Origin of the sequence: Fictibacillus sp. KU28468, from assembly GCF_026153615.1 — a bacterium.
Classification (GTDB): Bacteria; Bacillota; Bacilli; order Bacillales; family Fictibacillaceae; genus Fictibacillus_C; species Fictibacillus_C marinisediminis.
The window spans coordinates 3,741,983-3,760,345 of the sequence record NZ_CP110666.1; the positions used below are offsets into that span (position 1 = coordinate 3,741,983).

The 18,363-nt window shown below is 42.3% G+C and carries 23 protein-coding genes; 12 read left to right on the top strand and 11 right to left on the bottom strand.

The window, feature by feature from the left end; translation table 11 throughout:
- Nucleotides 1-83: 83 nt before the first annotated feature.
- From OKX00_RS19720 to OKX00_RS19740, 5 genes are all read left to right on the top strand, one after another.
- Nucleotides 84-980 carry a TIGR01777 family oxidoreductase gene (locus tag OKX00_RS19720; protein WP_265408524.1) on the top strand — a complete coding sequence of 299 codons (897 nt, stop codon included), beginning with the start codon at nucleotides 84-86 and terminating at the stop codon, nucleotides 978-980.
- A gap of 45 nt (nucleotides 981-1,025) precedes the next feature.
- Nucleotides 1,026-2,168 carry an amidohydrolase gene (locus OKX00_RS19725; protein ID WP_265408525.1) on the top strand — a complete coding sequence of 381 codons (1,143 nt, stop codon included), beginning with the start codon at nucleotides 1,026-1,028 and terminating at the stop codon, nucleotides 2,166-2,168.
- Nucleotides 2,169-2,358: 190 nt separating this feature from the next.
- Entirely contained in the window at nucleotides 2,359-2,925 is a 567-nt protein-coding gene (locus OKX00_RS19730; RefSeq protein WP_062238564.1) for a GNAT family N-acetyltransferase, read from the top strand.
- A 99-nt stretch (nucleotides 2,926-3,024) separates the two neighbouring features.
- The gene (locus OKX00_RS19735; protein ID WP_265408526.1) at nucleotides 3,025-3,162 is read left to right on the top strand and encodes a YfhE family protein; all 138 of its coding nucleotides are present in this window, start codon (nucleotides 3,025-3,027) and stop codon (nucleotides 3,160-3,162) included.
- A gap of 35 nt (nucleotides 3,163-3,197) precedes the next feature.
- Complete coding sequence (locus OKX00_RS19740; RefSeq protein ID WP_082683604.1) at nucleotides 3,198-3,368, top strand: YfhD family protein; 171 nt, start codon at nucleotides 3,198-3,200, stop codon at nucleotides 3,366-3,368.
- A 616-nt stretch (nucleotides 3,369-3,984) separates the two neighbouring features.
- Here the strand turns inward: OKX00_RS19740 and rlmD are convergent.
- From rlmD to OKX00_RS19760, 4 genes are all read right to left on the bottom strand, one after another.
- Nucleotides 3,985-5,385, bottom strand: a complete 1,401-nt coding sequence (gene rlmD, locus OKX00_RS19745) for a 23S rRNA (uracil(1939)-C(5))-methyltransferase RlmD (RefSeq protein ID WP_265408527.1) — start codon at nucleotides 5,383-5,385, stop codon at nucleotides 3,985-3,987.
- Between the two features lie 99 nt (nucleotides 5,386-5,484).
- Nucleotides 5,485-6,309: a delta-lactam-biosynthetic de-N-acetylase gene (pdaA, locus tag OKX00_RS19750; RefSeq protein WP_265408528.1), complete on the bottom strand. Its 825-nt coding sequence runs from the start codon at nucleotides 6,307-6,309 to the stop codon at nucleotides 5,485-5,487.
- A gap of 189 nt (nucleotides 6,310-6,498) precedes the next feature.
- A complete protein-coding gene (locus OKX00_RS19755) occupies nucleotides 6,499-8,043 on the bottom strand; it encodes a fumarate hydratase (RefSeq protein ID WP_265408529.1) in 1,545 nt (514 codons plus the stop codon).
- 80 nt (nucleotides 8,044-8,123) lie between these two features.
- Nucleotides 8,124-8,336, bottom strand: coding sequence for an SE1561 family protein (locus OKX00_RS19760; RefSeq protein WP_053355678.1), 213 nt, complete (start codon nucleotides 8,334-8,336; stop codon nucleotides 8,124-8,126).
- Between the two features lie 171 nt (nucleotides 8,337-8,507).
- Between OKX00_RS19760 and yfkAB the strand changes: the two genes are divergently transcribed.
- Both yfkAB and OKX00_RS19770 read left to right on the top strand, forming a co-directional pair.
- Nucleotides 8,508-9,617, top strand: a complete 1,110-nt coding sequence (yfkAB, locus tag OKX00_RS19765; RefSeq protein ID WP_265408530.1) for a radical SAM/CxCxxxxC motif protein YfkAB — start codon at nucleotides 8,508-8,510, stop codon at nucleotides 9,615-9,617.
- A gap of 117 nt (nucleotides 9,618-9,734) precedes the next feature.
- Complete coding sequence (locus OKX00_RS19770) at nucleotides 9,735-10,064, top strand: winged helix-turn-helix transcriptional regulator (protein ID WP_265408531.1); 330 nt, start codon at nucleotides 9,735-9,737, stop codon at nucleotides 10,062-10,064.
- Between the two features lie 26 nt (nucleotides 10,065-10,090).
- Here OKX00_RS19770 and OKX00_RS19775 read toward each other — a convergent pair whose 3' ends face one another.
- Complete coding sequence (locus OKX00_RS19775; RefSeq protein WP_416054265.1) at nucleotides 10,091-10,873, bottom strand: YfkD famly protein; 783 nt, start codon at nucleotides 10,871-10,873, stop codon at nucleotides 10,091-10,093.
- 179 nt (nucleotides 10,874-11,052) lie between these two features.
- On the opposite strand from OKX00_RS19775, the gene OKX00_RS19780 reads away from it, so the two are divergent.
- Nucleotides 11,053-11,469: a pyridoxamine 5'-phosphate oxidase family protein gene (locus tag OKX00_RS19780; RefSeq protein WP_265408532.1), complete on the top strand. Its 417-nt coding sequence runs from the start codon at nucleotides 11,053-11,055 to the stop codon at nucleotides 11,467-11,469.
- Between the two features lie 52 nt (nucleotides 11,470-11,521).
- Here OKX00_RS19780 and OKX00_RS19785 read toward each other — a convergent pair whose 3' ends face one another.
- Nucleotides 11,522-11,905, bottom strand: a complete 384-nt coding sequence (locus OKX00_RS19785; RefSeq protein WP_062238580.1) for an OsmC family protein — start codon at nucleotides 11,903-11,905, stop codon at nucleotides 11,522-11,524.
- A gap of 130 nt (nucleotides 11,906-12,035) precedes the next feature.
- On the opposite strand from OKX00_RS19785, the gene OKX00_RS19790 reads away from it, so the two are divergent.
- Both OKX00_RS19790 and OKX00_RS19795 read left to right on the top strand, forming a co-directional pair.
- Nucleotides 12,036-13,220 carry an MFS transporter gene (locus OKX00_RS19790; protein WP_265408533.1) on the top strand — a complete coding sequence of 395 codons (1,185 nt, stop codon included), beginning with the start codon at nucleotides 12,036-12,038 and terminating at the stop codon, nucleotides 13,218-13,220.
- A gap of 140 nt (nucleotides 13,221-13,360) precedes the next feature.
- Complete coding sequence (locus OKX00_RS19795; RefSeq protein WP_053355684.1) at nucleotides 13,361-13,810, top strand: TlpA disulfide reductase family protein; 450 nt, start codon at nucleotides 13,361-13,363, stop codon at nucleotides 13,808-13,810.
- Nucleotides 13,811-14,015: 205 nt separating this feature from the next.
- On the opposite strand, the gene OKX00_RS19800 is transcribed toward OKX00_RS19795, so the two are convergent.
- The 3 genes from OKX00_RS19800 to OKX00_RS19810 all read right to left on the bottom strand — a co-directional run bounded on the left by OKX00_RS19800 (nucleotide 14,016) and on the right by OKX00_RS19810 (nucleotide 16,106).
- A complete protein-coding gene (locus tag OKX00_RS19800; RefSeq protein ID WP_265408534.1) occupies nucleotides 14,016-14,498 on the bottom strand; it encodes a VanZ family protein in 483 nt (160 codons plus the stop codon).
- Between the two features lie 169 nt (nucleotides 14,499-14,667).
- The gene (locus tag OKX00_RS19805; protein ID WP_265410593.1) at nucleotides 14,668-15,486 is read right to left on the bottom strand and encodes a YihY/virulence factor BrkB family protein; all 819 of its coding nucleotides are present in this window, start codon (nucleotides 15,484-15,486) and stop codon (nucleotides 14,668-14,670) included.
- A 110-nt stretch (nucleotides 15,487-15,596) separates the two neighbouring features.
- On the bottom strand, nucleotides 15,597-16,106 hold the full coding sequence (locus OKX00_RS19810) for a hypothetical protein (RefSeq protein ID WP_062238585.1): 510 nt from the start codon (nucleotides 16,104-16,106) through the stop codon (nucleotides 15,597-15,599).
- A gap of 165 nt (nucleotides 16,107-16,271) precedes the next feature.
- Here OKX00_RS19810 and OKX00_RS19815 point away from each other — a divergent pair, with 165 nt between their 5' ends.
- Nucleotides 16,272-16,526, top strand: a complete 255-nt coding sequence (locus OKX00_RS19815) for a GlsB/YeaQ/YmgE family stress response membrane protein (protein ID WP_265408535.1) — start codon at nucleotides 16,272-16,274, stop codon at nucleotides 16,524-16,526.
- 41 nt (nucleotides 16,527-16,567) lie between these two features.
- Here the strand turns inward: OKX00_RS19815 and OKX00_RS19820 are convergent, their stop codons facing one another.
- Together OKX00_RS19820 and OKX00_RS19825 are read right to left on the bottom strand one after the other, a co-directional pair.
- The gene (locus OKX00_RS19820; protein ID WP_265408536.1) at nucleotides 16,568-16,999 is read right to left on the bottom strand and encodes a GNAT family N-acetyltransferase; all 432 of its coding nucleotides are present in this window, start codon (nucleotides 16,997-16,999) and stop codon (nucleotides 16,568-16,570) included.
- Between the two features lie 13 nt (nucleotides 17,000-17,012).
- Nucleotides 17,013-17,483, bottom strand: a complete 471-nt coding sequence (locus OKX00_RS19825) for a low molecular weight protein-tyrosine-phosphatase (RefSeq protein WP_053355690.1) — start codon at nucleotides 17,481-17,483, stop codon at nucleotides 17,013-17,015.
- Nucleotides 17,484-17,597: 114 nt separating this feature from the next.
- On the opposite strand from OKX00_RS19825, the gene OKX00_RS19830 reads away from it, so the two are divergent.
- Nucleotides 17,598-18,320, top strand: coding sequence for an NAD-dependent deacylase (locus tag OKX00_RS19830; protein WP_265408537.1), 723 nt, complete (start codon nucleotides 17,598-17,600; stop codon nucleotides 18,318-18,320).
- The last annotated feature ends 43 nt before the right edge of the window (nucleotides 18,321-18,363 follow it).

An 18,363-nucleotide genomic window follows, 5' to 3' on the forward strand; every position in this document is an offset into this window, starting at 1 on the left:
ATTGTTATAATTACAAGAACAATTATAACAAATATTCTTAATATTTAAAATAGCTTGAAATTTCGGCTAAAGGAGGATATAGCATGAAGATTGCAATTACAGGAGGCACCGGACTGATCGGCTCGGCAGTAACAAACCTCCTTCTTTCCAAGAATCATGATGTATACATCTTAACACGGTCAAAAAAAGAGGCTGATGACTCAAAATTGCATTATGTGGAGTGGCTTGGAGATTCCAGTGTTCCTGAAAAAGAGCTTTCCGGTATTGACGCCTTTATTAACCTTGCGGGTGAAAGCATCAATGGCCGCTGGACGGAGGAAAAAAAGAAAAAAATTATGGAAAGCCGAATGAAAGCAACGGATGAGGTCCTCCGCATTCTTGACAAACTCCCTGAAAAACCTTCTGTACTGGTCAATGCTTCAGCTGTTGGTTACTACGGCACTGCTGAACAGGAGCGCTTTACAGAACGATCGGAACCGAAAAATGAAAATTTTTTATCAGAAGTGGCACAAAAGTGGGAACAAAAAGCGGAGAAGGCATCTGAGCTGGGAATCAGGACTGTATTCACTCGTTTTGGAGTAATCCTCAGTGAAAAAGGAGGAGCTCTTTCCCAGATTGAAATGCCCTATAGGTTCTTTGCCGGGGGCAGAATCGGATCTGGAAGGCAGTGGATATCATGGATTCATCTTGAAGACGCGGCAAGGCTTATTGCATATGCTATCGAATCAGACATTGAGGGTCCATTAAATGTTACTGCCCCTTTTCCTGTACAGAACAATGATTTCGGAAAAGAATTGGGAGAAACCATCAAACGTCCTCACTGGCTGCCCGCTCCAGCTTTTGCCATAAAAACTTTGCTTGGTGAAATGAGTGTTCTCATTCTTGAAGGGCAGCATGCCTATCCCGAAAAGGCACTTCAAGTCGGATTTCAATTCCGTTTTTCAAGGCTTCAGGAAGCATTAAATAATTTACTGAAATAAGATACAATATATCTAGAAATAAAAAGAAAATTAGGTGAATGCAGATTGAAAATACTGATTAAAGGGGCAAAGATTTACCCGATTACCTCCCCCGTTTTGCAAAAAGGTGATATCTTCATCCAAAACGGAAAAATCAAACATCTTGCCCCATCCATCGAAGAAACCTCGGATATGGTAATCATCCATGCGGAAGGAAGCCACCTTCTGCCCGGGCTGATCGATGTCCATACCCACTTGGGGCTTTATGATGAGGGCACAGGATGGGCCGGGAATGACGCAAATGAAACAAATGAAGTACTCACCCCCCATATCCGGGCGATCGACGGCTGCCATCCGCTGGACAGCGGTTTTCAGGATGCCATCAAGCATGGCATAACATCGGTCCACATTATGCCCGGCAGCGCAAATGTGATTGGAGGGACAACTTCCGTCATTAAGACTGCTGGAAAGGATATTCGAAAAATGCTGATCAAGGAGCTGGCAGGCCTGAAGCTGGCACTCGGTGAAAACCCGAAAAGGATTCACAGCGGCAGGGAAAATAACTCCATTACACGGATGGGAATCATGGGGATGCTCCGGGAAGCTTTTTATCACGCAAAAAGCTCTTCTTTTACAGAGGATTTAAGGATTTCTCCCCTGCAGGCAGCTTTGAACCGTGAAATTCCTGTCAGAATTCACGCTCATCGTGCGGATGATATCCTTTCGGCACTGCGGCTGGCAGATGAATTCAATCTTGATCTCCGTATTGAACATTGCACGGAAGGCCATTTAGTTGCCGAGGAGCTGTCTGGCCGAGGTCTCCAAGTTTCAGTAGGGCCAACCCTAACGAGAAGATCCAAGATTGAGTTAAAGAACAAAACTTGGGAAACGTATAAAATTCTCGCAGATCATGGTGTGGAAGTATCCATTACAACAGATCATCCCTATACGCCGATTCATTATTTAAATGTCTGTGCGGCTCTTTCTGTCCGGGAGGGGCTGAGTGAAGAAAATGCCCTGCGCGGCATTACCATCAACCCGGCCAAAAACCTGGGCGTTGCCAATCGAATCGGCAGCCTGGAACCCGGAAAAGACGCAGATATCAGCATCTGGACAGAGCATCCGTTTCATTTTTCATCTCTTCCGGTAATGACCATAATTGAAGGAAAAATTGTGTATAAAAATAACCAATATTTTCACAAAAAATAAACAAAAAAACTATTTTCTTTTTTAGAAAAATATCTTATGATTCAAGTATAAATGAATATGCAAAAACCATAGGGAAGGCAATTGGTGCGCCACCAGAATTTCTGGTCCTAGTGGGTTCGATTCCCACCCCGAATTAATTTTTATTCTTAATTCGAGGGTGGGATTTTTCTGCCCTCTAGGAGGGGTTAAATTGTTAAAAAAGCGTGATTTAAACGACTGTCATGTTCTTTTCAATTTAATGGCGCACCCGGATGTCTTTCCTTTTGTTCGTCAAAAAACCGACTCGCTTGAAGAATTTATGTTTCTGACCAAGCAGACGATTGAAGAAGAAGAACGCGGGGAAACGATTTCCAGAACCATTATGGATGAGTGGTATAATCCAATCGGAGCCATCAGCTTGTACGACGTTCAAGATGGCTGCGGATTTCTGGGCACCTGGATTGGGCAGCCGTATTTTGGCAAGGGCTACAATAAACTTGCTAAAGAAAGTTTTCTGTCCGAATTATTTTACGAAAAGGATATTCAGACGGTTTTTATGCGGATTCGCAAAACCAATCTTCGTTCGCAAAAAGCTGCAGAAAAAATTCCGTATGTCACAATGGCCAATGAATCACGAGCCGACGTCTATGAACAGCTCAACCGTAAAGAGGATCTTTATAACCTATATCAGATTGAGAAAGACAACTACATGCTTCATCAGTTAAGAAATCAAAATCAAACTGATGTTTATGAAGAAGATCATCTGAAAGAAGCTTAAATAATTGGCGCCGTTTGAGCCAAACTATAAAGGGGATGACTCAGTAAGTTTAACTTGCTGGGTTATCTTCTTTTTATTTTCTAAAAGGGGGAAACAGCCTTGAAAAGTAAAAAACGCCAAGCGGAAGAGCGGAACGCCGACCTGACCAAAACGCAGGAGATGCTCTATAAAGAAGAAATGAAATCAGCGGATGGAGCAGCAAAAAATACTTTCCCTTCTTCCCAGCAAACAAGATAGCTGTAAAAAAAATACCTAATGAGGAGGCTTCACTCATGGATCATGAAAAGAACCAGTTAAGTAATGCACAGGATGGCCTGACAGAAGCAGATCAGATGCAGCCTCAGGGTGTAGACGTTCAATACTCTTCTGAGGTTGCTGACCAGGACGACCGTGAAGCATTAGAACGTGCGGAAGAAGCAGATCGCCGCCAGCTTAATCAATAAAGACGTTAAATGGGCTGTCCAAGAAGTCTGTAAGCTGTTGATTTCCGTTCCAGGCTGCTCGCTTTTACCGGCGTGAACGCCTACTTTTTGGCGCTAGCGCCTGCGGGAGTCTCACCTGTCACGCTAGTCCCGCAGGACAAGGAAGGCTGAGCAGCGTTATATCGCACGAAGAATGTGAAATTCATTTTCGAGGAGTCTCGCATCTTCCACTTCAATTAACTTTTGATTGAAGATTTTTCAAGCCAAAAAGGGGCTGCCAGAAGGTCAATTTTCGACTTTCTGGACAGCCCCTTTTTCTAAAAAACTTTTATGGGGAACTTTATGGCTTGTGGGTAAGGTTATCCACAGGCTGTTAATATCGTGGATAACTTTTATTGTTTTTAAAGACTTTGTAATTTTTTTGACGAATATTGTAGCTTTTATAATTTTTTCATTATTTTACATATGCACAAGCAGTGGATAACATTGTGGATTGTGTGAATATGTCAGAAAATATCGATTTATAAAATACTTTTCAACAAACATTGTGGATAACAGAGACCCTACCTTCCTCCATGTTTAGTTCCATAATATTCTGCCTATTAAAAAAGAGAAAGGGAATGACTCCCTTTCTCTTTTATTTCTCCCAGACAAGTGAACAAACCACTTCGACATGAGCCGTATGAGGAAACATATCCACAGGTGTCAGGCTTTCAACTTTAAACCCTTCACTTATCAACATGTGGACATCTTTTGCCAGGGTGGATGGGTTGCATGAAACATAAACCATTCTCTTCGGCTTAATCTTCCCTACTGTTTTTAAGAAGGCCTGATCACAGCCCGTTCTGGGAGGATCAACCACAATAACGTCCGGCTGCCATCCTTCTTTCAGCCACTTCGGAAGAATTTCCTCTGCTTTGCCCGTCTCATAATGGGTGTTCGAAAATTCATGCCTTTTCGCGTTTTCTTTTGCATTTCGTATCGACTCATCGATGACGTCCATCCCTCTGACTTCTCGAGCATCTGGAGCAAGCCAGAGCCCGATCGTTCCAGCTCCGCAATACGCATCCACAATTTTTTCTGTACCAGTCAGTTTCGCCGCTTTCTTCGCCTCATCATACAATTTTACCGTTTGCTTAGGATTCAGCTGAAAGAATGCACGAGCCGACAGATCAAATGACAATTCACCTAATTTTTCACCGATGGTTTCCGGTCCTTCCAATGGAATCGTTTGATCGCCGAAAATGATGGATGTTTTCTTATCATTCACGTTTTGAACAATGGAAGTTACGTTCGGAATCCGTTTCTTGATTTCTGACACCAGCAGTTCTTTTCGAGGAATCATTTTTTGAGCCGTTACTAAAACCAGCTGTGTTTCCCCTGTTTCAAAGCCTGTCCTTACGACGATCGTTCTGATGATCCCCGTGCGTTTTTTCTCATGATAAATGGAGATGTTCAGATCCTCCAGGATTTTTTTTACAGCATTGGTTATGCGAACCGTCTCGGGATGCTGTACCATGCACTGATCTAGATCGATAATGCGATGAGAATTTAGTCCATAGAGCCCCGCGATGACCTTGTCTTTATCTTTAGCTGCTTGAAGCTGGCTCTTATTGCGGTATTCCCAAGGGTGTTCCATGCCAATGGTTGATTTAAGCGGCAGATCTTCCGGCTTTATTTTCGTATAGCGCTCGAAGGCCTGACGGACCACATCCTGCTTCTCTCTCAGCTGTCCTGCATAGCTGAGATGCTGAAGCTGGCAGCCGCCGCATTGTTCATAAATCGGACAAGGCGGAATAACCCGGTCTTTTGATTTTTTGCGGATGCTTTTGACTTTTGCTTCCGCCCGGTTGGGATAAACATGTTCAATCTGCGCTGTTATTTCCTCCCCAGGAAGAGCACCTGGAACAAAAACAACCGTGCGTTTATAAAAACCGACTCCCTCTCCATTAATGCCGAGGCGTTTAATTTTGAGTGGGATGGTTTGCCCTTTATTTAATGCTGTTTTTTGTTTATGGTAGGCTGTTTCTTTTGCCATAGCCATTCACTTCTCTCAAAATAATTTTTTCGATCCATTATAGCATTGTTTACACCTTGTTCCCACTAACATGTCCAAACAGATGAAAAAAAGCCTTGATCAAGGCTTTTTTGGTGTTTGCTTCAAAGGTTTATCCATCTTGCTTTTTGAAGCCAGATCATCCAGGCTTCTAAAAGTGTATCCCCGCTTCTTAAGATCATCTATCGCTTTTCCGAGAGCTTCAGCATTGTCTCTTGAAACTGTATGCAGCAAAAGAATACAGCCAGGGTGAATTTGTTTCATGATGTGGTTATAGGAGTATTGCCATCCTTGCTGGCGGTTAACATCCCAGTCAACAAACGCGAGCGACCAAAACACATGCGAATATCCCAATTGTTTGGATAGGGCGATTGAACGCTCACTGAATACACCTCTTGGCGGACGAAGATAATGCATATCTTTTTTTCCAGTTAGCTTTGTGTATTTATCCTTAACCGCTGTCAATTCTTCTTCCATACGCTGCCCGCTGATTGTCGTCATATCCGGATGATGATTGGTATGGTTTCCAACAATATGGCCTTCATTTGCCATTCGTTTAATCAGATCAGGGTGAGTGTTAATAAAATGTCCGGTAACAAAGAACGCCGCCGGAACTTTTCTGCTCTTTAGCGTGTCCAGGACATCGTCTGTGTAGCCGTTCTCGTATCCGTTATCAAATGTGAGATAAATATCTTTTTGATTGGGATTACCAATATACATGCCATCATATTTTTTCAACAGCAGCAAATAGCGTTGATCCGTCGTCGGCGGTACTTCATTTCCTCTCTTCTGGAAATACCATTCGTACCGTGTATTAGAAGAATCCCCATGTGCAGCTTGTGCTGTATTGCTGGCGATAATGAGAAAAACAGCGGCAATTATTAAACGATTCCCCCATTTTTTCATGTCCGTTCACTCCTCTCCATGCTTTTTATATCATTACTTTTAGTTTCTTTGTCTGATTAAAAAGCATACAAGGTAGTATCTGCCATAGGAGAAAAGTGCAAGCGCCCTGTTCAGGTCCGACAAGCGCTGAAGCTAGACATTACATCTATGTTACAAAAAAAGCCCGCTCCAGGAGCAGGCTTCTTGTATCTATTTGAATACAGGTTCTTTAAACTGAGAAAGACGTTCAAGCGATGTAGCTTCCACATCTTGATGAAGGCTGTTTCCATGAGAATCCATTGTAACAACCGCTGTGAAACCTTTAACGTTAATATGCCACATTGCTTCTGGAATACCGAACTCCATCAGGTCTACGCCTTCTACCTTCTGCATGCATTCCGCATAGTATTGGGCAGCTCCGCCGATGGCATTCAAATAAACACCGCCATGCTCGCCAAGCGCCTGAAGAGTCTTTTTGCCCATTCCGCCTTTACCGATAACCGCACGAATACCAAACTTTTTCATGATGTCGCCTTGATACGGCTCTTCACGAATAGATGTCGTAGGACCAGCAGCTTTTACGACCCAGTTTCCTTCTTCATCTTTGGCCATTACTGGACCACAATGGTAGATGATCTGACCGTTCAAATCAACTGGTGCGTCATGATCTGTTAAATATTTATGGATTGCGTCACGGCCCGTATGCATCATGCCATTGATGGTGACAACATCACCGACACGAAGCTCACGGATTTGTTTTTCCGTAATCGGTGCTTCGAGTGTCACTTGGCGGACTTCTGTTTTTTCTTCAAGGGCAGCTGCCGCTTCTTCTTTCATCTTATCGAAGTCGACTTCTTCACCTTCTTGGTAGAGCCATTCTTGAATCTCACCGGAAACCGGATCAACTTTAACGCCTAGACGGCGGTAAGCCCAGCAATTGTAAGCTACAGATACAAAAAAGCTGGCAGGAATACGATTGATGACTCCAACTTTACAGCCAAGTAGCGTTGTTTCTCCACCGAAGCCCATCGTTCCGATTCCAAGCTTGTTGGCGTTTTCCATCACGTATTCTTCAAGCTTGCGAAGATTTTCGTTAGGATTTACATCTTCCGCAGAACGGAAAAGCATTTCTTTTGCCAGTTCATATCCGCTTGTACGGTCTCCGCCGATGCCGACACCGATGAAGCCAGCGCTGCATCCCTGTCCTTGTGCCTGATAAACGGAATGCATGATGCATTTTCTTATGCCATCCAGATCACGTCCAGCACGTCCAAGGCCTTCAAGCTCCGCAGGAAGGCTGTATTGAATATTTTTATTCTCACAGCCGCCGCCTTTTAAAATTAAACGAACATCAATGTAATCTTCTTCCCATTGTTCAAATTTAATAACAGGTGTACCTTCACCCAAATTGTCTCCAGTGTTGTCCCCGGTTATGGAGTCAACAGAGTTCGGACGCAGCTTGGCATCACTGGTCGCTTCAGCAACTGCTTTTTTGATCGCCTTTTTCATTTCAATCTGGTTCACATTGACCGGAACTTTAATCTTAAAGGTCGGCAGCCCAGTATCCTGACAGATCGGCGAAACATTTTCATCCGCCATCTTAATGTTTTTTGTAATCGTTTCTAAAGACATCGCAGCACGGGTTCCTGCGTTCTCCCGTATCTTTGCTGCCGCAATGGCTCTACGTACGTCTTTCGGCAAGTTTGTGGATGTTTCCACGATCAGCTTATACATGCTCTCCTGAAACTTTTCCATGCTCTAACCCCTTTTATTATAGAAGAATAATTTTGTCCATTAAAACCATTTCCATTATAACAAAAAGGATAAAATAGCGCTTACTTTTCGTTTTTAATCTGTTCTTTTTCTTCCCAATGATTTCGGAACTGCTTGCACTTAAACTCCAGGTCATCCAGCATTCCTATGATCCGGTCGATTTCTTCTACTCCTGCTGTTTCTGCATCAATGGAATCAAGCACCTGCAGCAGCATGTCCACCCGCTGCACAATATACTCTTTCTGAGATGATCTATCTTCAATCGATTTACCCACATTAACCTCTCCTTTCCTTCATACTGTATCAAAGGATCATTTGTCTGCCAATTTAAACTTGAAATTTAGGCTCTTTTTCTTTGCTTCTGATTGAGTTATCATATGGTGTATTTATAGGTTATCGCAGCCCTTTATTTTTACCCGTTTTATTTAAAAAAGGAGTTTTTTATAATGATGATAAAAGAACCAATTTCCGTTCAATATGACCCTTGGGAAGCCTACATGGATGTAGAACAGTACGGTTCCATGAAACTAACCAATATTGAAGTAACAACGACGACCCTCTGTAACATGAGATGCGCCCATTGTGCAGTCGGATATACCTTAAATGTGAAAGACCCTGATCCCCTGCCGCTCGATCTTCTCATCCGCAGACTCGACGAGATTCCGGATCTGCGTTCTTTCTCGATCACAGGCGGAGAGCCGATGATGTCGAAAAAATCGGTGGATCAGTATGTAGTGCCGCTTCTTCAATACGCATCATCACGAGGAGTTAGAACTCAGATTAATTCCAATTTGACGCTGGAACTTAAACGGTATGAGCCCATCCTTTCTTACTTGGATGTCCTTCACATCTCTCATAACTGGGGAACTCCAGAAGATTTTGCAGAGATCGGTTTTGCCGTGATGGACCGCAAACCTTCCATGGAACAGCGAACAGCTTTATTTGACCGGATGGTACATAATGCGCAGGAACTCACAAAACAAGGTGTTCTTGTGTCTGCGGAGACCATGCTGAATAAGACCACTCTTCCTTATCTTGAAAAAATCCATGAACATATCCAGGAAATGGGGTGTCAGCGCCACGAAATTCATCCTATGTATCCGAGCGATTTCGCAAGCTCCCTTCAAGTCCTGTCGCTCGATGAGACACGCTCTGCCATTCACCGGCTGCTTGATGTCCGCAACAAGGATGTATGGATGCTGTTTGGCACACTGCCGTTCTATGCATGTTCTTCCTCCACTGAAGATCAACAACTTTTAAAACGCCTGTTTGCAGAAGAAAATGTAACCGTACGGAATGATCCAGATGGAAGGTCACGGCTGAACGTCAATCTGTTTGACGGAGAGATCATCGTAACAGACTTTGGCGACACTCCTTCACTCGGCAACATACAAAGCACTTCTTTTTTAGAAGCCTATGAAAAATGGAACAAATCCGACACAGCAAAATCGCTGAACTGCCATTGTCCAGCTGTAAAATGCCTGGGCCCCAACCTGCTGGTGAAAGATACGTATTATAAAGAAATGGACTTTTCACTCCGTTCTTCCAAAATATAACTTTTTAAAAAGTTATAAACTTTACATTAGTAAGTTTTGAGAGTATTATCAAAGGAAAGACTATATCTAACAGGCTTTTCAGCCGAAAAAGATCAATGCAATGAGGTGAATTGTTGTATGGATTACAATACCATGTGTCCCAAATATGAAGTTACTATAGATATTATCGGTAAAAAATGGACGGGGCTGATCATCCGTGTATTATTGGGTGGATCCCGAAGATTCAAGGATATAAAAAAGCAGATTCCTGAGATGAGTGACAGAATGCTCACAGAACGAATGAAAGAACTTGAAGCTGTGGGCATCGTTGCCCGCCATGTTTATCCCGAAACACCAGTTCGGATTGAGTATGATCTTACCGAAAAAGGAAAATCCCTGCGCTCCGTAATTAATGCTATTCAAAGCTGGAGTGAAGAATGGGTTGAGAATTGCGAACTTCAAAAATAAAAGCTCCTTTAGGGAGCTGTTTTATTTTACATATTGGAAGAATGGAATCTGAAGGAAACATGCTCTTGAACCGGAATCCAGGCTCCGATTCCCTGCTGGGTAACATTCTGTACCTCAAGCTTTCTTTTGCTTCCCTTCAATACGATGTAGACTTCTCCATATGTCACTCTTCCTCTTTCATTAACAGCTGGCGCATAGCTTGAAAGGTATCCGACCTGCTTAGGGGAAATATTATAGACGTTACTTTTCCTTGTTCCTGCCCCCACATTGGTCTGAAAAGAAAGAGGAAGCTTTGTTTTCTCTCCTGCTGCAATCAGCATCATCTTTTTTACAGCATCACTATTCGGAATTTCAGCTGTCAAGCCGCCGGTAATCCGTTTATGTGCCTGCTGTTGATATCTGAGCTGAGCCATTGCTTTTCCGCCTCGGTTATCCAAACGATTAAGGTTGATCTGCTGGTACTCCCAATTGACGGTAGTTTCCGTGGACTGATAGGACAACGGCCATTGTCCAAGGAAAATTCTTGCTCTGTACCCGATGGCTAATTTTGATGGATTGATTACCGACTCGTTCAGAATACGGATTAAATCCGGATTTGCAATGGATACATTGGATGTTTTCAGCATGGATTTAGCAAGCTTGCTTGGCTCGAGGTAAGGCAGATCCTGAGCGGAATTGGGATACGTATTTTCTTTTGATATGCTGACAACAGAGTTAGGTATCCTGGAAGGACTTGCTGCAGCAGTATCTGCTTGGGCCAGCAGGGAAAAAAGCATGATTATAACAAGGTATGTGCGGTTCCGTTTCATATGAATTGCCTCCTTTATACACCTATTTTTTTCTTGTTGAAGAAATTTATCCATAGTAGAGGAATAACAATTTTTAACACATAAAACAGACACTTCATGTTTTTCAAGTGTCTTTGTGATTACTCTTTTAAAATTGGTGGAACTATGATAACAGGTTAATTTTGAAAGGAGAATCAAGAATGAATCAAGAAGAGTTCAAACAAAAAATCAAAGACATTTTAGATTCAAGCCCAATCGGCACCCTTTCAACCATATCAGGCAATAAACCTCATTCACGTTATATGTCGTTTCAGCGTGAAGGTATAACCCTCTTTACAGCAACCAGTAAACAAACACATAAAGTGGAAGAAATTCAGGAGAATCCAAATGTCCATGTCCTCCTGGGATACGAAGACTGGAATGATCCTTATAATGAGCTTCAAGGTACAGTTACCGTGCGTGATGGTAAGGACCTCAAGGAAGAATTCTGGCATGACATGATGAAGCATTGGTTTTCAGGCCCCGAGGACCTAAACTATATCATTCTGGAAATCAAGCCGTCTGTCTACAGGCTGATGAACTCGAAAGAGCGGGAACCCGTAGAGATGAAACTCTAAGGTATAATTCAAAAAAGCATTCCCTAGGAATATTCTCAAGGAATGCTTTTTCTTATGCGGTCAGTTCGAATGAATCTGTGATATCGATACTTCCTTTTACAGATTGAACCATCGAACAGTTTTTCTCCGTAACCCGCAATGCCTTTTCAATTTTTTCCGAGGAAAGTTCCTGGCCTTTTATAATAAAATGCATATGAATGCTTTCTATGCGATCCGCCTCGTTCCTGTTGCGAACGACCTGCGTACGAATCGTAATATCCTGAACATCAATTCTCATCTTATCCAAAACTTTACGAAGCACCCCGCCGCTGCAAACGGCCACAGATGAAACCATCAGCTGATAAGGACGAAAGCCATACTCTTCATTGCCCGAAATATCGAGCGTGCCGTATTCAAATTGGGTTTGAAAACCGTTCTCCTTCATTTTAAATTCCATTAATATCACCTCTTATTTTATATAGTGTAAACAATTTTAATTTGTTTTTACAAAGAATGCGGCTCAGCAAGGCAAGAAATAGATATTCATTGTAAAATAAGAGTAGAATTGAAAAAAGGATGTATTGCTTATGGCTGTATTAACAAAATCGAAATTTTCCGTGTTAGTCAGTATTGTCTTCATTTCGGGGTTTTCTCAGGGTATGCTCCTGCCTTTGATCGCTATTTTGCTGGAAGAGTCGGGAACCTCTTCTACCTTGAACGGATTAAACGCGACCGCCCTCTATATCGGTATCGTTCTCGCCTCGCCTTTTATTGAAAAACCGGTGCGAATGTTCGGCTACAAAAAAATCATTATAACCGGGCTTATTCTCGTCACCGTATCACTATTTTTATTTCCATGGTGGAAAGCGTTCTGGTTCTGGTTCGCTCTGCGCATGATCATCGGTGTCGGAGACCATATGCTTCATTTTTCCACCCAGGTATGGGTAACTTCCAACAGTCCTGCCAATAAAAGAGGCCGGAATATCGCACTTTATGGGATAGCTTTTGGTGCAGGTTTTGGGATTGGTCCAATGATGACCCGGCTGGCAGTGTATAGTGAAGCGCTTCCCTTTATAATTTCAGGAGGGTTCTGCCTGATCTCTCTGTTTGTTATGACCTTTATCCAAAATGAATATCCAGAAACAGAAAGCTTTAATGAAGCTGGTATGAATACGCTCAGCCGTTATCGTGAGGTAATACTTCTAGCCTGGGTCGCTCTGCTTCCAGCGTTCGGCTACGGTTTTCTTGAAGCCTCCTTAAATGGTTCCTTCCCTGTTTATGCATTACGACACGGCATACCGATCGACTGGGTATCCATCTTACTGCCTTCCTTTATTGTCGGAAGTCTGGTGTTCCAGCTTCCACTCGGATTATGGAGCGACCGATTTGGAAGAAGAAATGTTCTTTTAGTTTGTCTTTTCGTGGGCTTTGCGGCATTTACTGCTACATTGTTTGCAGGGGAAAATATGCCGTTATTTCTCCTCCTATTTTTTATTGCCGGCATGTTCGTTGGATCCCTGTTTTCATTAGGGATTACCTATATGAGCGACTTGCTTCCCCTGCACCTTCTTCCTGTAGGCAATATCCTGGCAGGCATCGCGTTCAGTGCAGGAAGTATGAGCGGTCCGCTCATCGGAGGATGGTTCATAGATACCTTTAAATCAGGCGCTTTTGTTTATGCAATAAGCGGAATGCTGCTGACTTTACTGGTGATTACCTTTATACATAAAGGAACAGGCATACGTTCTGCTGCTGAAAAAAACGTGTCATGAAAAGCCAATAAATAAAGCTGAGGTACTGCATACTATAGAAAGCAATATTTTTGCATTCTTGGTCGATATTCCTTATACTAAAATTGTAATTAAATAATAATTATTATAAATAATTTTTCTTAAAAAGGAGTTTATTGTTCATGAAATTACGCGACGAAATGCCTGAACTAAATGGTGCAACTGAATGGTTAAATGGTGAAGTAACAAAATCTGATCTAATCGGCAACAAACCAACACTTATTCATTTTTGGTCTGTAAGCTGCGGTCTCTGTAAAGAAGCAATGCCAAACATCAATAAATTCCGTGATGATTACAAAGACGAACTAAACGTTATTGCTGTTCATATGCCTCGTTCTGAAAAAGACCTGGACATCGACCAAATCAAAGAAGTAGCAAAAGAACACGACATCACTCAGCCCATCTTTGTCGATAACCAGCACAACCTTACTGATGCCTTCGAAAACCAATATGTACCTGCTTACTATGTATTTGATAACGAAGGCAAACTACGCCACTTCCAAGCCGGCGGCGATGGCATGAAAATGCTAACCAAACGCGTCAACCGCGTACTAGGGAAAGAAACGAAGTAAGTTCGAAAAGCTGAGGTGCCTGTTTAAAAGCGACATGCGTTGGAACTCTCGAACTTCAACACGCTCCTTGTGTTTTGATGAGAGAGTGAAACGACCGAGCTTTTGGGCACTGAAGCTGGATTGAGAAAAGCTGAAATCAAAATCCCTGTTGGAATTGGCCAACAGGGGTTTTTTATACTAAAAGGGCTTCCGGGATCGCCCGCGTCTACCTTTTTCTTCTTATAATATTATTTTCAACAATGCGGTAGATAAGTGCACACAGTTTAAACACCACAAGGCCGACCATCGTTCCGAATCCATTCAATAGGATGTCGTCTATATCAAAGATCCGGTGAGCGTAATTATATTGGATGACTTCAATTACAGAGCTCGTCCCAAATCCAATCACAAACATGAGCCACCATTTAGATAACGAACGGTTAATCAACGGTGGCAGAAAGCCCAGCGGAAAGAAAAGAATGACATTGCCAATTATATTTTTAAAAATCAGCCAGTAGTCACGGCTCTTCCACATTAATCGAATACTGTCAAAGAGCACAAGGTTCATTGATTTTCCATACACATAGTGGTTGTATGTAAACAACGTTGCATAAATCAGAATAGCCAAATACCCTAGGAACATAAGCCAACCGATATTTCTCCATCTTAGCCGGGCTTTTTTCTTGTTGAGCTTTTTGTTCTTCTTCATCATCATTCTCCATTCACGTGCTTAATCCCGGCCAATTGCATGACATTTCATTTGAGTCAGCTCAAAAAGCCCCGTCCATTATACCATATGATATCCGTATGTAATCATGCATGAAGATGTTAATTTGTCCAAAAAAAGCCGCCAATGAGGCGGCTTTTCATCGAAAATCTTATTTGGTTTTTGTCAATAAACCCTTCTCATATGCCTGGTCAATCTTGAACTTATGAAACGTAGCATTGATAACACCGCCAAGGATGATGACCATCCCCGTTAAATAAAACCATAGCATGAGTACGATAATGGCTCCCAGGCTCCCATATGTGGCTGAATAATTGCCGAAGCTGTCAACATAAAAAGCAAAGCAAAGTGAGACAAGCAGCCAGGCAACGGTAGAAAAAATGGCACCGTACCAGACTTCACGATATTTCAGCCGTTTGCAAGGCCCCATAAAGTACAATACAGAAAAAACAATTGCAATAACCACAAAACTGATAACCCATCTCAACAAGCTCCACATGCTCAGGAAGAACTGATCGAGTCCCAGATAAGAGAAGATAAATTCCCCAAGCATTTTTCCGAAGACAGGAAGAACCAAAGAAACAACGATAGAGATAATTAATCCAATGGTAAGAAAGATAGCCAAAATCCTTGCCATGATAAACGAACGGCATTCTTCCACATCATAGGCTTCATTTAATGCTTTAATCACTGCATTGACTCCATTAGAGGCTGACCAGAGGGAGGCGATAATCCCGAAAGAAAGCAGCCCGCCTTTTTTAGATTCAAGCACAGCCTTCAGGTTCTCTCTAATCAACTCCATCGATTGTCCAGGTACGACATTATTAAGAACTTTTACAGCGTCATCCGGAGAAATAAAGATACCGCCAAGGGTTATTAAAAAGATGAGAAACGGAAAAAGCGACAGCAAAAAATAATATGCCAGCTGCGCAGCCAGATCAGGAACACCACTCTTTTTAAAACTGTGCATAAATTCAATGGCAAATGACTTTGGAGATATATTCTTAAGTTCATGGAACAATTTCACCTGTTTCACCTCGCTGCTTTAAACGATCCGTATACTGAAAAAAGAAGGGCAACTTAATAGCTGCCCTCATTTGGTGTAACCACATGCGGTTTGTTTTGAAGGTCGGAATAAGATGGAGCTGTAATCGAATCCTTTTCGCTTACTTCGCCCACAACATCTTTACCATGCTCTTTAACGTCCTGTCCTGCACCTTTCAACTTACTTCCTATTTTTACAAGCTCACTGCTTGCCCCTCTTACTTGCTGCATGGCTTCCATTGATGTATTTTTCACATCTTCCATTGTCGACATGAGCTGTTTGATATCATCCATCACATCGCTCACGGCTGAAGACGCAGATTGGAAAGTTTCTTTTACTCCGCCTGTGAGCGATTGAGGATTATCCTTTACATTTTTTGCAATAGTAACTGTCTGATCTTTTACATCTAACGTTTTACGTTTTACGGTTTGCCGGGTAGAGCGGTCAAGCATAGCAATTGCTGCTCCCACTGCTGCTCCAATGAGGAGTCCCTTCACAAGCTTGCTGTCATTTCTTTCATAAGTATCAAATGTTTTGTACGCCATAAAAACATCTCTCCTTTATATTAAAGTACCATTTAGTATGTTTTACATTCCCTATGGTTGGAACAAAAAAACATTTTTTTGTTTTTGTTTATTTTTTTAAAGTGATGGGTATCTTAACGGTACAGCACAATAACAAAACAAAATTTTAAAGGAGGAACACACGAGATGAGTTTTCTTTGGGCACTTATTATAGGTGGTATTATTGGTTGGTTAGCAGGAGTAATTACAGGACGTGACGTTCCGGGTGGAATCATCGGAAACATCATTGCTGGTTTTGTCGGTGCATGGCTTGGAGGATTAGTCCTTGGACATTGGGGTCCTGATGTAGCTGGATTTGCTATCGTACCAGCCATTATTGGAGCAATAGTCGTAGTATTAATCGTCAGTGCCATCCTTCGCGGTATGAGACGAAACGCATAACCATCAAAAAAAGCGGTACGCCAAATGGCGTACCGCTTTTTTTAGTTTCCAAAATCCTTTTTAAAAACATGGCTGACACAGTCATATCCCATCTTGCCTTCATAGAAGCGATGGGCATCTTTTCTGGCAATTCCTGATGACAGAGCCACGCAGTCGCAGCTGTTATGAAGAGCAAATGATTCGATAAACGAAAGAAGTTCTTCCCCGAACCCTCTTGAGCGAAGGTTTCCGTCAGTCACCAAATCATACACCCACACATGTTTACCGTAATAAAGGTTTGTCATGATGGCAAAACCCCCTACAGCCACAAGTGTTTCATCATCATAACAGCCAAGCAGCGTATACCCGTTAGTCTGCATTTCTTCATTTAATGCAAGATATAACGCCTCGGTTAAATGCGGACGAAGCTGTTTCATAACAGGAAAAGCTTCTTTTATTTCTTTTTCCGTTGAAAGTTGACGTATAATCCCCATTCAGCCATCTCCTCTACAAGTTTTCGCGGACCGCTATATCTTCAAGCAAATGATGGCATCCCTCTGTGACCAGTTCATAAACCTCATCAAAGTTTCCTGTAAAATAAGGATCCGGCACATCTTCTGCCTTACTTTCAGGAACATAATCCATAAGCCTTGCCACATGGTTCGCAGGTACATGGCCTGCCAGCTGCTGAAGATCACCGATATTTTTAGCATCCATCCCGATAACAAAGTCATATTCCGTAAGATCTCCAGCCACAACCTGCCTTGCTTTCAATCCTTCAAAAGAAATATTTTTCTTCGTTAATAAATCCCGTGTTCCTTCATGCGGCGGTTCGCCTACATGCCAGTTTCCCGTTCCGGCAGAGTCCACTGAAATCTTGTCATCCAAGCCTTTTTTTTGGACCATATCCTTGAATATCGCTTCAGCCATAGGTGAACGGCATATATTTCCAAGACATACAAATAAAACTTTAACCATAGTAATCCCCCATCTATTTATTGCTGTTACATTAAAGTATACCGTTAATTGTGTAAAAACATAAGGAGAACTCATTTGCCTATATTATAATTGCAGTAAAAAGGAGATGAGCGGATGGCAAATCGACAAGCACTTGAACAGCTTGCTGAATGGATCAAAGGTTCATCGTATACCGTTCTGTTAACTGGGGCAGGATTGTCAACCGAGAGCGGGATACCGGATTTCAGATCCCAGAACGGCTTATGGAAAAATTACGATCCCGCCTATGTATCGTCAATCGATGCCTTGGAGGATCACTATGATTTGTTTCACGAATTCTACTCCCTTAGACTTCAGGATGTTGAGACATGTTTCCCCCATCAAGGTTACGAAGTATTATCGCGGTTACAGGAACTAAACCTCATTCATGCGATCGCTACACAAAATGTCGATGGTTTTCATCTCCGGTCAGGCGGCAGGAATGTACATGAACTCCACGGATCATTAAGCAAGATCTATTGCCACACATGCCATAAAGAACATTCAGCTGCAGCATTTAAAGAAGGAACAGCTTGTTCCTGTGGAGGAAAACTTCGTCCGTCAATCGTTCTCTTTGGAGAACTCCTGCCTGAACAAGTTTGGCAGCAGGCGATAACAGCTATTGAGCAATCTAACTTGGTGATTGTCATCGGCACCAGCCTGCAAGTCTATCCCGTGAATCAGCTGCCTTCTATGACAAAAGGCAAGAAGGTATTAATTAATCAGGAGCCAACAGCAATGGATCATCTTTTTGATCTGTCCATCTACTCAAGCGCAAAAGACTCATTGGTAGAAATAGAAGACCTTATCATTCGATAAATTTCTTTCTAATGCTAATAGCCTAGATTTTTTAAAAAAATTA

Coding starts and splice junctions, on each gene's coding strand:
- OKX00_RS19755 (WP_265408529.1), bottom strand. CDS start 8,043: ATGGAAAAGTTTCAGGAGAGCATGTATAAGCTGATCGTGGAAACATCC.
- OKX00_RS19805 (WP_265410593.1), bottom strand. CDS start 15,486: ATGCACAGTTTTAAAAAGAGTGGTGTTCCTGATCTGGCTGCGCAGCTG.
- pdaA (WP_265408528.1), bottom strand. CDS start 6,309: ATGAAAAAATGGGGGAATCGTTTAATAATTGCCGCTGTTTTTCTCATT.
- OKX00_RS19775 (WP_416054265.1), bottom strand. CDS start 10,873: ATGAAACGGAACCGCACATACCTTGTTATAATCATGCTTTTTTCCCTG.
- OKX00_RS19780 (WP_265408532.1), top strand. CDS start 11,053: ATGAATCAAGAAGAGTTCAAACAAAAAATCAAAGACATTTTAGATTCA.
- OKX00_RS19795 (WP_053355684.1), top strand. CDS start 13,361: ATGAAATTACGCGACGAAATGCCTGAACTAAATGGTGCAACTGAATGG.
- OKX00_RS19785 (WP_062238580.1), bottom strand. CDS start 11,905: ATGGAATTTAAAATGAAGGAGAACGGTTTTCAAACCCAATTTGAATAC.
- OKX00_RS19770 (WP_265408531.1), top strand. CDS start 9,735: ATGGATTACAATACCATGTGTCCCAAATATGAAGTTACTATAGATATT.
- OKX00_RS19815 (WP_265408535.1), top strand. CDS start 16,272: ATGAGTTTTCTTTGGGCACTTATTATAGGTGGTATTATTGGTTGGTTA.
- OKX00_RS19810 (WP_062238585.1), bottom strand. CDS start 16,106: ATGGCGTACAAAACATTTGATACTTATGAAAGAAATGACAGCAAGCTT.
- OKX00_RS19825 (WP_053355690.1), bottom strand. CDS start 17,483: ATGGTTAAAGTTTTATTTGTATGTCTTGGAAATATATGCCGTTCACCT.
- OKX00_RS19800 (WP_265408534.1), bottom strand. CDS start 14,498: ATGAAGAAGAACAAAAAGCTCAACAAGAAAAAAGCCCGGCTAAGATGG.
- OKX00_RS19820 (WP_265408536.1), bottom strand. CDS start 16,999: ATGGGGATTATACGTCAACTTTCAACGGAAAAAGAAATAAAAGAAGCT.
- OKX00_RS19830 (WP_265408537.1), top strand. CDS start 17,598: ATGGCAAATCGACAAGCACTTGAACAGCTTGCTGAATGGATCAAAGGT.
- yfkAB (WP_265408530.1), top strand. CDS start 8,508: ATGATGATAAAAGAACCAATTTCCGTTCAATATGACCCTTGGGAAGCC.
- OKX00_RS19720 (WP_265408524.1), top strand. CDS start 84: ATGAAGATTGCAATTACAGGAGGCACCGGACTGATCGGCTCGGCAGTA.
- rlmD (WP_265408527.1), bottom strand. CDS start 5,385: ATGGCAAAAGAAACAGCCTACCATAAACAAAAAACAGCATTAAATAAA.
- OKX00_RS19790 (WP_265408533.1), top strand. CDS start 12,036: ATGGCTGTATTAACAAAATCGAAATTTTCCGTGTTAGTCAGTATTGTC.
- OKX00_RS19740 (WP_082683604.1), top strand. CDS start 3,198: ATGGATCATGAAAAGAACCAGTTAAGTAATGCACAGGATGGCCTGACA.